The 13,428-nt window shown below is 63.3% G+C and carries 13 protein-coding genes; 2 read left to right on the top strand and 11 right to left on the bottom strand.

The features are described from left to right. Positions 1–6: 6 nt before the first annotated feature. From pabC to C167_RS0107425, 8 genes are all read right to left on the bottom strand, one after another. Positions 7–822 carry an aminodeoxychorismate lyase gene (gene pabC, locus C167_RS0107390; protein ID WP_017517628.1) on the bottom strand — a complete coding sequence of 272 codons (816 nt, stop codon included), beginning with the start codon at positions 820–822 and terminating at the stop codon, positions 7–9. Beyond that, entirely contained in the window at positions 822–2,066 is a 1,245-nt protein-coding gene (gene fabF / locus C167_RS0107395) for a beta-ketoacyl-ACP synthase II (protein WP_026078869.1), read from the bottom strand. The genes pabC and fabF overlap by 1 nt, the downstream gene beginning before the upstream one ends. A gap of 118 nt (positions 2,067–2,184) precedes the next feature. Then, positions 2,185–2,421 (bottom strand): acyl carrier protein, encoded by a 237-nt coding sequence (acpP, locus tag C167_RS0107400; protein ID WP_015477931.1) that lies wholly within the window; start codon positions 2,419–2,421, stop codon positions 2,185–2,187. Between the two features lie 190 nt (positions 2,422–2,611). Beyond that, positions 2,612–3,355, bottom strand: coding sequence for a 3-oxoacyl-ACP reductase FabG (fabG, locus tag C167_RS0107405; protein WP_017517630.1), 744 nt, complete (start codon positions 3,353–3,355; stop codon positions 2,612–2,614). Positions 3,356–3,369: 14 nt separating this feature from the next. Next, entirely contained in the window at positions 3,370–4,308 is a 939-nt protein-coding gene (gene fabD, locus C167_RS0107410) for an ACP S-malonyltransferase (RefSeq protein ID WP_017517631.1), read from the bottom strand. A gap of 104 nt (positions 4,309–4,412) precedes the next feature. Then, the gene (gene plsX, locus C167_RS0107415) at positions 4,413–5,420 is read right to left on the bottom strand and encodes a phosphate acyltransferase PlsX (protein ID WP_081596649.1); all 1,008 of its coding nucleotides are present in this window, start codon (positions 5,418–5,420) and stop codon (positions 4,413–4,415) included. 3 nt (positions 5,421–5,423) lie between these two features. Then, the gene (rpmF, locus tag C167_RS32305) at positions 5,424–5,606 is read right to left on the bottom strand and encodes a 50S ribosomal protein L32 (RefSeq protein WP_037006032.1); all 183 of its coding nucleotides are present in this window, start codon (positions 5,604–5,606) and stop codon (positions 5,424–5,426) included. A 13-nt stretch (positions 5,607–5,619) separates the two neighbouring features. Further along, positions 5,620–6,150: a YceD family protein gene (locus C167_RS0107425; RefSeq protein WP_026078871.1), complete on the bottom strand. Its 531-nt coding sequence runs from the start codon at positions 6,148–6,150 to the stop codon at positions 5,620–5,622. A gap of 112 nt (positions 6,151–6,262) precedes the next feature. Between C167_RS0107425 and C167_RS0107430 the strand changes: the two genes are divergently transcribed. Beyond that, positions 6,263–6,841, top strand: coding sequence for a Maf family protein (locus tag C167_RS0107430; RefSeq protein WP_017517635.1), 579 nt, complete (start codon positions 6,263–6,265; stop codon positions 6,839–6,841). 69 nt (positions 6,842–6,910) lie between these two features. Here C167_RS0107430 and sppA read toward each other — a convergent pair whose 3' ends face one another. The 3 genes from sppA to rluC are packed head-to-tail and all read right to left on the bottom strand — an operon-like array spanning position 6,911 to position 9,541. Continuing rightward, on the bottom strand, positions 6,911–7,906 hold the full coding sequence (sppA, locus tag C167_RS0107435; RefSeq protein WP_017517636.1) for a signal peptide peptidase SppA: 996 nt from the start codon (positions 7,904–7,906) through the stop codon (positions 6,911–6,913). Next, on the bottom strand, positions 7,906–8,592 hold the full coding sequence (locus C167_RS0107440; protein WP_017517637.1) for an HAD-IIIA family hydrolase: 687 nt from the start codon (positions 8,590–8,592) through the stop codon (positions 7,906–7,908). Before C167_RS0107440 ends, sppA begins: the two co-directional genes overlap by 1 nt. Continuing rightward, positions 8,585–9,541: a 23S rRNA pseudouridine(955/2504/2580) synthase RluC gene (rluC, locus tag C167_RS0107445; protein ID WP_017517638.1), complete on the bottom strand. Its 957-nt coding sequence runs from the start codon at positions 9,539–9,541 to the stop codon at positions 8,585–8,587. Before rluC ends, C167_RS0107440 begins: the two co-directional genes overlap by 8 nt. Before the next feature lie 592 nt (positions 9,542–10,133). Here rluC and rne point away from each other — a divergent pair. Further along, positions 10,134–13,277: a ribonuclease E gene (gene rne / locus C167_RS0107450; RefSeq protein WP_026078872.1), complete on the top strand. Its 3,144-nt coding sequence runs from the start codon at positions 10,134–10,136 to the stop codon at positions 13,275–13,277. Positions 13,278–13,428 lie beyond the last annotated feature (151 nt).

Here is a 13,428-nt window from a genome sequence, read left to right on the forward strand (position 1 = left end):
CACGTATCAGGAATCCAGAAGTTCGCGGAGTTGGCCCTGCAGTTTACGGGTCAGCGGCCCGACCGGCCAAGCGAACTCGGCCACGCCGCGCACCGGCCAGATACCGTAGAGGCTGTTGCAGAGAAAGACCTCATCGGCCTGCGCCAGTTCGCCGTACTCGATGTCGCGGACGATGACCGGCAGCCCCAGGTCGCGGGTGCGCTCGAGGATCTCCGCGCGCATCACGCCGGCGACGCCACAACGGCTGAGCTCAGCCGTGATCAGCTCACCCTGCTTCACCAGGAACAGGTTGCTGAACACCCCTTCGACGATCCGCCCGGAAACATCGCGCATCAATCCTTCGGCGAAGGCCGGGTCGCTCCACTCGGCGCGGGCCAGGACCTGTTCCAGGCGATTGAGGTGCTTGAGGCCGGCGAGCAACGGCTGTTCAGCCAGGCGGGTGGCGCAGGGGAAGAGCGTGACGCCCTCTTCGCCGTTCTTCGCCGGGTAGGCCGGCGCGGGAGAACCCAGCAACAGGCGACGCACCCGGGCATCGGCCTGTGGGGCATAGCCGCGAGCACCTTCGCCACGGGTCAGCATCAGCTTGGCGACACCATCGCCGAGCAGGGCGGAAAAACGCAGGAGTTCATCTTCGACGAGATCGAGCGAGACGGGCAGGGACAGGCGCCGAACGCCCTCCTCCAGCCTCGCCCGATGGCGTGCCAGCAGGCGCGGGCGGCCTGCGGACACGCAGATCGTCTCGAACAGCCCGTCACCGTAGGCCAGCCCGCGATCACGTGCAGACAGGGCCTCGGCGCTCTGGCCGTCGATCCAGCTCAGCATCAGTCGTGGAACCGGCGGAACACCAGGGAACCGTTGGTACCACCGAAGCCGAACGAGTTGGACAAGGCGACCTCGATCGGACGTTCCTTGGCCTGATGCGCGACCAGGTCGAGATCGCAGCCTTCGCTGGGGTTGTCCAGGTTGATGGTCGGCGGAGCGACCTGATCACGCAGCGCGAGTACGCAGAAGATCGCCTCGACCGCGCCGGCAGCACCCAGCAGATGGCCCGTCATGGACTTGGTGGAGCTCATCGACAGCTGGTAGGCGTGATCGCCGAAGATCGACTTCACCGCGGCGATTTCCGCGATGTCGCCTGCCGGCGTCGAGGTACCGTGGGCATTGATATAGTCGACCTGCTCGGGGTTGAGCCCGGCATCGCGAAGCGCCGCCTTCATGCAGCGTGCTGCACCGGCGCCGTCTTCCGGCGGAGCGGTCATGTGGAAGGCGTCGCCGCTCATGCCGAAGCCGACAACTTCGGCGTAGATGCGTGCGCCACGTGCCTTGGCGTGCTCCAGCTCTTCCAGAACCAGGGAACCGGCACCGTCTGAGAGCACGAAACCGTCACGGTCCTGGTCCCACGGGCGGCTCGCTCTGGTCGGCTCGTCGTTACGGGTGGATAGTGCGCGAGCCGCGCCGAAGCCGCCCAGGCCGAGACCACAGGCCGCCATTTCGGACCCGCCGGCGACCATCACGTCAGCATCGCCGTAGGCGATATTGCGGGCGGCCATGCCGATATTGTGGGTGCCGGTGGTGCAGGCAGTGGTAATGGCGTAGTTGGGGCCCTGCAGACCGAGGTTGATCGACAGGAACCCGGAAACCATGTTGATGACCGAGCCAGGCACGAAGAACGGCGAGATACGCCGCGGGCCCTGCTCGAACAGCGAACGACAGGTGTTTTCGATGTTGGTCAGGCCGCCGATGCCCGAACCGATGGCAACGCCGATGCGCTCCCGGTTGGCGTCGGTGACTTCCAGACCGGAATCGCGCACCGCCTGATAGCTGGCGGCGAGGCCGTACTGGATGAACAGGTCGAGTTTGCGAGCTTCCTTGGCGGACATGTATTGCTCGACGTCGAACCCTTTCACCGAGCCGCCGAAACGGGTGGCAAAGGCGGACAGGTCCATGTGTTCGATCGGGGCGATACCGCTGCGCCCGGCGAGAATGCCTTCCCAACTGCTCGGCACATCCACGCCCAGGGGCGACAACATTCCCATGCCAGTGATGACTACGCGTCTACGCGACACTGTGACTTCCTCTCATGTATTTCACGGCAATAACGCCGGCAGATGCCGGCGTTAAAGAAAAGCCGCACGCCTTTGCAGGCCGTGCGGCTTCTTTCGTCGGGGAGCCGACGACTACGTCTTATGCCTGGTGGGCAACGATGTAGTCGATGGCTTCCTGAACGGTGGTGATCTTCTCGGCTTGCTCGTCGGGGATTTCGGTCTCGAATTCCTCTTCCAGAGCCATCACCAGCTCAACGGTGTCAAGGGAGTCGGCGCCCAGGTCTTCAACGAAGGAAGCGCTGTTGGTGACTTCTTCTTCCTTAACGCCGAGTTGCTCAGCAACGATCTTCTTGACGCGTTCTTCGATGGTGCTCATACCTTGTTTTCACTCCTATGGACAATCCGTACAGCTGGGCTGCGGGTAAGTGTATAGAAAGGGTTTTCTGCATTTCAAGCTGAACGCTGACGCCCCTTCCCGGCGACCCAGTTGCTCTGTCTATCCCAGCGCGAACGCTTGGGGAAATTTAGACAGCGCATATGACATCGCCACGAAGGAACTCGTCACATCAGCTCATGTACATTCCGCCATTCACCGGTACCGTGGCACCCGTTACGTAAGCTGCGCCCTCGGAAGCGAGGAATGCTACCACTTTGGCGATCTCTTCGGCTTGTCCCAGTCGACCCAGCGGAATCTGCCCGAGCAGCGCTTCACGCTGAGCCTCCGGCAGTTCGCGAGTCATGTCGGTATCGATGAAGCCAGGAGCAACCGCGTTGACAGTGATAGCACGGGAACCGACTTCGCGCGCCAGCGCGCGGGTGAAGCCTTCCAGACCGGCCTTGGCGGCGGCGTAGTTGGTCTGCCCCGCGTTGCCCATGGCACCGACGACGGAGCCGATATTGATAATGCGACCCCAGCGAGCCTTGGTCATGCCGCGCAGGACGGCTTTCGACAGACGGTAGAGGCTGTTGAGGTTGGTGTTGACGACGTCGAACCACTCGTCGTCTTTCATGCGCATCAGCAGGTTATCGCGGGTGATGCCGGCGTTATTGACGACGATGGCCGGTGCACCGGATTCTTTCTGGATGGCTTCGACAACGGCGGTCACGGACTCGTCGTTGGACACATCCAGGACCATGCCAGAACCCCGGATGCCATTTTCCTTGAGGTACTCGGAAATCTTCTGTGCGCCGGATTCGCTGGTAGCAGTGCCGACCACGGTGGCGCCCATGCGACCCAGTTCCAGTGCGATGGCCTGGCCAATACCGCGGCTCGCGCCAGTAACCAGGGCAACCTTACCTTGCAGACTCATGCTTTATCTCCTGTTCAAGCCAGAGCCGCGCGGGCTGCACCGAAGGCGTCCGCGGAGTCCAGGTTGTGGGTGGTCACGCCCTTGGCGCAACGCTTGTTCAAACCAGCCAGTACCTTGCCCGGGCCGCACTCGACCAGGTCGGTGACGCCCTTCTCGGCCAGCAGCTGCACGCTCTCGACCCAGCGGACCGGGCTGTACAGCTGCGCCAGCAGGTCGCGCTTGAGCGCCGCCAGGTCAGCCGGCACCTGGGCGGTGACGTTCTGCACCAGGGCAATCTGCGGCATTTGCCACTGCACAGCCTCGACGGCCTCGGCGAAGCGCTCAGCAGCCGGACGCATCAGTTCGCAGTGCGATGGCACGCTGACCGGCAGGGCCACGGCGCGCTTGGCCCCACGAGCCTTGCAGCCTTCGATGGCGCGCTCGACAGCCTTGGCGGCACCAGCAATCACCACCTGACCGGGCGCATTGAAGTTCACAGCACTGACCACTTCACCCTGGGCCGCTTCGGCGCAGGCGGCGAGCACATCGGCATCCTCCAGGCCGAGGATGGCGGCCATGCCGCCAGTGCCGGCAGGAACAGCTTCCTGCATCAGTTGGCCGCGACGCTCGACCAGCTTCACCGCATCGGCGAAGGCCAGGCTGCCAGCGGCGACCAGCGCGGAGTACTCGCCCAGGCTATGGCCAGCCACATAGGCCGGCTGCACGCCACCTTCCGCCTGCCACAGGCGCCACAGGGCAATGGAGGCAGTGAGGATGGCGGGCTGGGTCTTGTCGGTCTGGTTCAGGCGCTCTTCCGGACCTTCCTGGACCAGGGCCCACAGGTCATAACCCAGGGCGGCGGAAGCTTCGGCGAAGGTCTCGCGCACGGTGGCGTGCTGGGCACCCAGCTCGGCGAGCATGCCGAGCGACTGCGAACCTTGACCGGGGAATACGAAGGCGAGGGATGCGGACATTGCAACAGGTCCCTTTTGTCTGTGTCGTCAAATGGATAACGCCGGCGAAAGCCTGGCGCATTGAACTGACAGTTGGATGACGGTCTGACGACCGCGGTCACACATTAGAGCAGATGTTCCAGGCGGCCATGCAGCCGCTGGGGCAGATTCTCGCGAACTTCCAGCAGTGCGCGGCGCAGGGCGCTCTGGATGCCCTCCTCTTTCGCGCTGCCGTGACTCTTCACCACGATGCCCTGCAAGCCCAGGAAACTCGCGCCGTTGTGCTGCGATGGCGTCAGATCGCCGCGCAGCCGGCGCAGGAACGGCATCGCCATGAGCCCGACCGCCTTGGCCGGCAGACTGGAGTTGAACAACTCCTCCAGGCGCGCCGCGACCATGGCCGCAAGACCTTCGCTGGACTTGAGCAGAATGTTGCCGACGAAACCGTCGCACACCACCACATCCGCCAGCCCACGATACAGGCCGTCGCCTTCGATATAGCCTACGTAATTAACGCCACGCGCCTGCTGCAGGAGACTGGCAGCCAGCTTCACCTGCTGGTTGCCCTTGATGTCCTCGGTGCCGACGTTGAGCAGCGCGACCCGGGGATTGCTCTTGCCCAGCGTTTCCGCCGCGACAGCCCCCATGACAGCGAACTGGTAGAGGTGCTCGGCACTGCAGTCGACATTCGCGCCCAGGTCAAGCAGGTGGCAATGGCCCGTCTGCGTCGGCACGGCCGTCACCATCGCCGGACGGTCGATGCCGGGCAAGGTCTTGAGCAGGTAACGAGAGAGCGCCATCAGCGCACCGGTATTGCCAGCACTGACGCAGGCATGAGCCTTGCCATCTCGAACCAGCTCGAGGGCAACACGCATGGAGGAATCGGGCTTGCCACGCAACGCCTGAGACGGACGCTCGTCCATCGTGACGATTTCGCTGGCGTGGTGGACATGAAGACGCTGGCGCTCGACCGGAGAAAGGCCGCGCAGGTGTTCTTCTATCAGAGGAGCTTGGCCGACGAGGACCAGCTGGAGGGATGCATATTCGGCCAGAAAGGAAATGCAGGCCGGAACAATGCAGTGGGGACCGTAGTCCCCACCCATTGCATCAATCGCGATGATTGGTGCGGACAAAGATTACTCGTCAGAGCCTTTGTCTACGACCTTGCGGCCGCGATAGAAACCGTCCGGGGAGACGTGGTGGCGCAGGTGAACTTCACCGGTGCTCTTTTCCACGGACAGAGCGTTCGCCTCCAGGGCATCGTGCGAACGACGCATGTCACGAGCGGAACGGGATTTTTTGTTCTGCTGAACAGCCATGATTGATTAACTCCTAAACGTTTGGGTCACGCTTCAACTGCGCCAGTACGCTGAACGGATTGGGCCGCTCTTCGACGTTCTCGCTCGGTTCGGGCGCTGTAGCGTATCCCACCGGCTGCTGGCAATCCTCAGGGTCATGGACCGGCACGATGGGCAAGGCGAGCAGCAACTCGTCCTCAGCCAGCGAGGTCAGGTCGATGGGGTCATCCCCCACTTCCAACGCATCGTAGCCACTGGGCAGATCATCGATCGACTTGCCTTCCGGGATGATGACGTAATCGTACTCACCACCCACATGGAAGTTGGCCGGCTCGAGACAGCGCTGGCATACCATGCTCACCTCGCCATTGAGCTCGACGTGCATGACCGCCAGTTTCTGCTGATCACGGAAGAAGGAAAACTTCGCGTGAACATCGCCTTCACTGCTGGTCAGTTGCTCGCTGAGACGTGCCATCTTGGCGATCGGCAGCACACCCTCGAGGGTGGCGGCGCGCTCTACCAATTTGCGCGGATCAACGTGAGGTGGTATCGGTCCATTCAACATAAGCGCGCCATTATAGGGATGCACCCGAAGCTGTCAAAGGAAATTAGCCATAAACCGCTGTATGGACAGCCCTTTTCGCTAGAATCGCGGTGATGCTCCGAAGGAATTCTCCATGCTCCCCCTGATCCTTGCTTCCAGCTCGCCCTACCGTCGTGAATTGCTGCAGCGCCTGCGCCTGCCGTTCGAATGCGCCAGCCCCGACATCGACGAATCCCCGCTGCCCGGCGAGAGCGCCAACCAACTGGTGCGCCGACTGGCGCAAAGCAAAGCCCGCGCGCTGGCCCAGCAATACCCCGCCCACCTGATCATCGGCTCGGACCAGGCCGCTGTGAATGGCAGCCGGATTCTCGGCAAACCCGGCGATATCGAGCGCGCGACCGAGCAACTGAAGGATGCCAGCGGCAAGAGCGTCAGCTTCCTCACCGGCCTCTGCCTGCTCAATAGCCAGAGCGGTGAAGCCCAAATCGATTGCGTGCCTTTTACCGTGCACTTCCGCACGCTCGACGAAGCACGCATTCGCCGTTACCTGGAGGCCGAACAACCCTTCGACTGCGCCGGCAGCTTCAAGGCCGAAGGCCTGGGGGTCAGCCTGTTCCGCGCCACCGAAGGCGAAGACGCCACCAGCCTGATCGGCCTGCCGCTGATTCGCCTCGTCGACATGCTCCTTGCCGAACGGGTGCAGATTCCCTGATAGCGAGCGGTCGAACGAAATGGCCCGGCAATCGCCGGGCCTTTTTCTTCCTTTATATAAGGAAAGACCTCAACGCAGGGCCGGCCCCTGGAAACCCATCCACAGCGCCAGGCGCTCGGCAACGCTGGCGCCAAGCTTCTTGGTGAAACGATCGAAGGCAGTTTCCTGGACGGTGTAGTCCACCACCTCCTTCTCCTTGATGATCTCGCGCGCCACGTAACTGGTACTGCCCAGACCATCGATCAACCCCAACTGCAGGGCCTGCTCGCCCGACCAGATCAGGCCGGAGAACAGCTCGGGATGATCCTTGTCCTTCAGGCGATCGCCGCGCCCTTTTTTCACCACATCGATGAACTGCTTGTGCGTGGTATCCAGCACCTGCTGCCAGAAAGCGGTTTCGTCCGCCTTCTGCGGCTGGAACGGATCGAGGAAGGCCTTGTGCTCGCCCGAGGTATAGATGCGGCGATCCACACCCAGCTTCTCCATGGTACCGACGAAGCCGAAAGTCGCTGCCGTCACGCCGATGGAACCCACCAGACTTGCCTTGTCCGCGTAGATCTCGTCGGCAGCACTGGCGATGTAGTAGGCACCGGAAGCCCCCAGATCACTGATGACCGCGTAGACCTTGATATTCGGATGCTCGCCACGCAGGCGCTTGATTTCATCGTAGACATAACCGGACTGCACCGGGCTGCCGCCCGGACTGTTGATACGCAGGACGATACCCTTGGTGCCAGCATCCTCGAACGCGGAACGCAGCGCGCCAACGATATTGTCGGCACTGGCCGCCTCGTTGTCCGCGATCATGCCTTTCACCTCGATCAGCGCCGTATGGCTGGCACTGCGCGACGCGGACTTGGACAAACCGCCGAAAGGACTGAACAACGCCAACGCGCCGAACAGATAAACAAATGTCAGCAATTTGAAGAAGATACCCCAGCGACGCGACCGACGCTGCTCCTGGACGCCGGCCAGCACGGCCTTTTCCAGCAGCTTCCAGCTCTTGTCGTCACCTGCCGTGGCTTGCGCAGCCTTGCTATCGTCCGCCTTCCATTCATCCGACATCAGTTGCCTACCTCGAGCAGCGGTTTGACCGAGCGCCCGGCGAGCCAGGCGCGCAATTCGTTGAAATGATTCACTTCCAGCGCAGGACCATACTCCCGAAGGATATCCAGCGACTGAGCACCATAGCCCACCGCCACCGAATCCATGCCGGCGCGGCGCGCCATTTCCAGATCGAAGGGCGAATCGCCCACCATCAACGCATCGCGGGCATCGACCCGGCAATGCTCGAGAATCTCGTGCAGCATGCGCGGATCCGGCTTGCTCGCCGACTCATCGGCGGCGCGGGTGATATCGAAGAAGTCAGTCCAGCCCTGCCCCGCAAGCACGCGATCCAGTCCGCGGCGATTCTTGCCGGTAGCGACCGCCAATTGATAGCCCGCCCCGCGGAACTCAGCCATGGCCTCGGCCACGCCCGGGAACAGCGGCGAAGGCTGCACCTCCAGGCTCAGGTAGTGATTACCGTAATCAAGACGGAAGCGCTCCAGCGGCTCGCCCTCCTCTACCTCCGGGTAAAGCGTCTGGATAGCCTCGGGCAGCCCCAGGCCAATGATGCCCTTGATGGCCGCATCGCTGCGCTCCGGAAGACCGGAACCCACTGCCGCCACCCGCATCGCCTCGACAATACGACCGATGGAATCCACCAGCGTGCCATCCCAATCGAAGATCAGCAGGGAATACTCACGCATCCAGGCGCTCCACGGTGCGCAGCCAGACTTCGTCCACCGGCGCCTCCAGCTCCAGCACCCCACCATCAGGCAGCGGCACGCGCAGGTAGGCCGAATGCAGGAACAGGCGCTTGCCGCCCAGCTCGCGGATTTCGCGGGAGAACTCTTCGTCGCCGTACTTGGGGTCACCGGCAATGGAGTGACCGGCGTGCTTGGCGTGTACACGGATCTGATGGGTACGACCGGTGATCGGCCGCGCCTCAACCAGAGTGGCGAAGTCACCGAAGCGGCGCAGCACCTTGAATTCGGTCAGCGCCTCCTTGCCTTCGGGATTCACTTCAACCACGCGCTCACCGGAGCGCAGATTGTTCTTCAGCAAAGGCACGGCGATCTGCTTCTTCGCCGCCGGCCAATTGCCGCGCACCAGGGCGTGGTAACGCTTGTCCACCACGCGCTCGCCGCGCAAGGCGTCGTGCAGGTGGCGCAGCATGCTGCGCTTCTTGGCAATCATCAGCAGACCGGAGGTATCACGATCCAAGCGATGCACCAGCTCCAGATCCTTGCACTCCGGACGCAGCTGACGGAACGCCTCGATGACGCCGTAGTTCAGCCCGCTGCCGCCGTGCACGGCGATACCCGTGGGCTTGTTCACCACGATCAGCGCCTTGTCTTCGTAGACGATGGCGGATTCCAGGCGCTCCAGCAGGCCCTGGGCCAGCGGCACCGGCTCGTCGCGCTCGGCCAGACGCAGCGGCGGCACGCGTATCACATCACCGGCCTGCAGCTTGTACTCGGGCTTGATGCGCCCCTTATTCACCCGTACCTCACCCTTGCGAAGGATGCGGTAGATCAGGGTCTTGGGCACGCCCTTGAGCTGGGTGCGGAGGAAATTGTCGATTCGTTGGCCGGCATACTCCGGCGCGACTTCAAGCAGCTGAACGCCGGAAGTCGGAGGGGCGGGATTCGTCATCCGGATATAATAACAATTTTTCATTCAATTGAAGCACTTAATCATTGCTGCTATATTCGGGAGGCCGCCAAAAGTGGCCAGGTATGCGGATGTTCGCGCAATCGCCATCCCCAACCGCCTGCAAACACATTGAACGGACACGAGGCAGTCCCCGGAAGCGTTGCAACGGCCCGAGCGATTCTCGCGCCGACAGCGCCTCGAAACCCAGGCCTTCAGACATGACCACGGCAGCCAAGGTCGCCGTGATAAAAGCCAACCCCGCTCCCGGATTCAGCGAGTGGCACCCGGCTCTTAAGGGAAATGTGCAGGGCGGAGATGCACAACTGTCGGATTGCGTTGCGTTCATGCCTTGAACGCATGCCTTGAACGTAGACGGAACATATCGTCCGCATCTGACAGCTAATTCCTCCTCCTGATGAGTGCTTGTTCTTACTCAACAAGCAGGAAACGTAGTCGCGGCACAGCAGATTTATCCTGCCGCCGCTGGACACTGGAATGGTCCGCCGTTCCTGAGTACGTGCCTTAGCACCGACCATGAGAGTCGTGTGTGCCGATCGCCGTTTCCGGTGGCCCCGGAAACCATTGGTACTACATGAAAAGAATGCTGATCAACGCAACTCAACCCGAAGAGTTGCGTGTAGCGCTGGTAGACGGCCAACGCCTGTTCGACCTGGACATCGAGTCCGGCGCGCGCGAACAAAAGAAGGCCAACATCTATAAAGGCCGCATCACCCGCATCGAGCCGAGCCTTGAAGCCGCCTTCGTCGACTTCGGCGCCGAGCGCCACGGCTTCCTCCCCCTCAAAGAAATCTCCCGCGAATACTTCAAGAAGAACCCCGAAGGCCGCATCAACATCAAGGACGTCCTGAGCGAAGGCCAGGAAGTCATTGTCCAGGTCGAAAAAGAAGAACGTGGCAACAAGGGCGCCGCCCTCACCACCTTCATCAGCCTCGCCGGCCGCTACCTGGTGCTCATGCCCAACAACCCGCGCGCTGGTGGCATCTCCCGCCGCATCGAGGGCGAAGAGCGCAACGAACTGCGTGAAGCCCTGAACGGTCTGACCGTTCCCGGCGACATGGGCCTGATCGTCCGCACCGCGGGCCTGGGCCGCAGCTCCGAAGAGCTGCAATGGGACCTGGACTACCTGCTGCAACTGTGGGGCGCCATCAAGGAAGCCTCCGGCGAGCGCAGCGGTCCGTTCCTGATCTACCAGGAAAGCAACGTCATCATCCGCGCCATCCGCGACTACCTGCGTCAGGACATCGGCGAAGTGCTGATCGACAGCATCGACGCCCAGGAAGAAGCGCTGAACTTCATCCAGCAGGTCATGCCGCAGTACGCGAGCAAGGTGAAGCTGTACCAGGACAGCGTTCCGCTGTTCAACCGCTTCCAGATCGAGAGCCAGATCGAAACCGCCTTCCAGCGCGAAGTGAAGCTGCCGTCGGGCGGCTCCATCGTCATCGATCCGACCGAGGCCCTGGTGTCCATCGACATCAACTCGGCGCGCGCCACCAAAGGCGGCGACATCGAGGAAACCGCCCTGCAGACCAACCTGGAAGCGGCCGAGGAAATCGCCCGCCAGCTGCGCCTGCGTGACATCGGCGGCCTGATCGTCATCGACTTCATCGACATGACCCCGGCGAAGAACCAGCGCGCCGTGGAAGAACGCGTCCGCGAAGCCCTGGAAGCCGACCGCGCCCGCGTACAGGTTGGCCGCATCTCGCGCTTCGGCCTGCTGGAAATGTCCCGTCAGCGCCTGCGTCCGTCCCTGGGCGAGACCAGCGGCATCGTCTGCCCGCGCTGCAACGGCCAGGGCATCATCCGTGATGTCGAATCCCTGTCGTTGGCCATCCTGCGCCTGATCGAGGAAGAAGCCCTGAAGGACCGCACCGCCGAAGTTCGTGCGCGCGTGCCGTTCCAGGTTGCCGCCTTCCTGCTCAACGAAAAGCGCAACGCCATCACCAAGATCGAGCTGCGCACCCGCGCGCGCATCTTCATCCTGCCGGACGACCACCTGGAAACTCCGCACTTCGAAGTTCAGCGCCTGCGCGACGACAACCCTGAACTGTTGTCCGGCCACGCCAGCTATGAGATGGCCCCGGAGGAACACGAGGAAGTCCAGCCGGTCAGCGCCACCCGCACCCTGGTTCGCCAGGAAGCCGCGGTGAAAACCGTTTCCCCGCAGAGCCCTGCTCCGCAGCAAGCGGCCGCGCCGGTTGTCGAGGCCGCCAAGCCGATGCCCGAGCCGAGCCTGTTCCAGGGCCTGGTGAAGTCGCTGGTCAGCCTGTTCGCCGGCAGCAAGCCGGAGCCGACCCCGGTCGCCGCCGAGAAGCCCGCCACCGAGCGTAGCGAAAGCCAGGGCGAGCGCCGCAACGGCCGTCAGCAGAACCGTCGCCGTGACGGTCGCGATGGCGGTCGCCGTGATGACGAACGTAAAGAACGTGGTCGCCGCGACGAGCGCGGTGAGCGCACTGAGCGTCCTGCCCGCGAAGAGCGTCAGCCCCGCGAAGAGCGCGCTGAACGCCAGCCCCGCGAGGAACGCCAGCCGCGTGAAGAGCGCGCCGAGCGTCAACCGCGCGAAGAACGTCAACCCCGCGAAGAGCGCGCCGAACGCCAACCGCGTGAAGAGCGTCAGCCGCGCGAAGAACGCGCCGAACGCCAGCCGCGCGAGGAGCGCCAGCCCCGCGAAGAGCGTGGCGAGCGCGCCGAGCGTCAACCCCGCGAAGAACGCCAGCCGCGCGAAGAGCGTCAGCCCCGCGGTGAGCGTGGCGAGCGCCCGCCCCGTGAAGAGCGCCAACCGCGCGAAGAGCGTCAGGCTCGCGATGCCGCTGCCCTGGAAGCCGAAGAGCTGCCGAACGAAGAGCTGCTGGACCAGCAGGACGACGAAGGTTCGGACGACGAGCGTCCGCGTCGTCGCTCCCGTGGCCAGCGTCGCCGCAGCAACCGCCGCGAGCGCCAGCGCGAAGCCGGTGTGGATGGCGTTGAAGGCGAAGTGAGCGCTGAAGGCACTGCCGAACAGGCCGCCTCCGATACTCCGTCGCCTGCCGCCATGGTCGCTGCCGCTGCTACCGCTGTCGCCGTTGCTGAAGCTGCCGCCGAGCAGGAGCATCCCGCTGCGCAGGCCGCTGCCGAGGTCCAGCCGCTGGAGTCCGGTGTGGTTGAAGCCGTGCGCACCGAAAGCGCCCTGGAACAGACCATCGAGTTCCTGGCCAAGCCTGCCGAACAGGCTGCAGAGCCGGTAGAGACCGCTGAAGTGACTGCCGCCGAGTCGGTGGTTGCGGAAGAGGCGTCGGCTCCAGCCACTGAAACCGTGATCGATGCCGTCGCCCAGCTGCTCGAAGAGCCCAAGGCTGAAGCCCCGGTGGTTGCCGAGGAAGCCCCGGCTACCACTCCGGCAGCGACCGAAGAAGCTCCGGTCGTTCCGGCCAACGCCACCGGCCGCGCCTCCAACGACCCGCGCGAGCGTCGTCGCCAAGAGCGCGCCGCCCGCGAAGCAGCCGCCGCTGCCGCTGCCGCTCCGCAGGTGGAGCAGCCTCCGGTCGTCGAAGCCGTGGTTGAAGAAGCCGCTGCCGTGGAAGCTGAAGTCGTGGTCGAGCCGACCGCTGATGTCACCGCCGAGACCGTCGTGGCCGACGTGGTGAACGAAGCCGAAGCCCGCGAGGCGTCTGCCGAGCAGGTTGAGGGCGAGAAGGCCGAGGAAGAGGAAGGTTCCGTGGTGGAAAAACACCACAACTGATAGCTTCCTGAGCCCAAAAAAGGGGATGCATCTGCATCCCCTTTTTTTATTGTCCTCGCACTGCGGCGCCCGCCTGCTTTCGTAGGAGCGGACTCCGTCCGCGATAGGTCCGCATCGCGCGGAAGCCAATCGCGGACAGAGTCCGCTTGTG

The sequence above is a fragment of the Pseudomonas nitroreducens TX1 genome (assembly GCF_000313755.1).
Classification (GTDB): domain Bacteria; phylum Pseudomonadota; class Gammaproteobacteria; order Pseudomonadales; family Pseudomonadaceae; genus Pseudomonas; species Pseudomonas nitroreducens_A.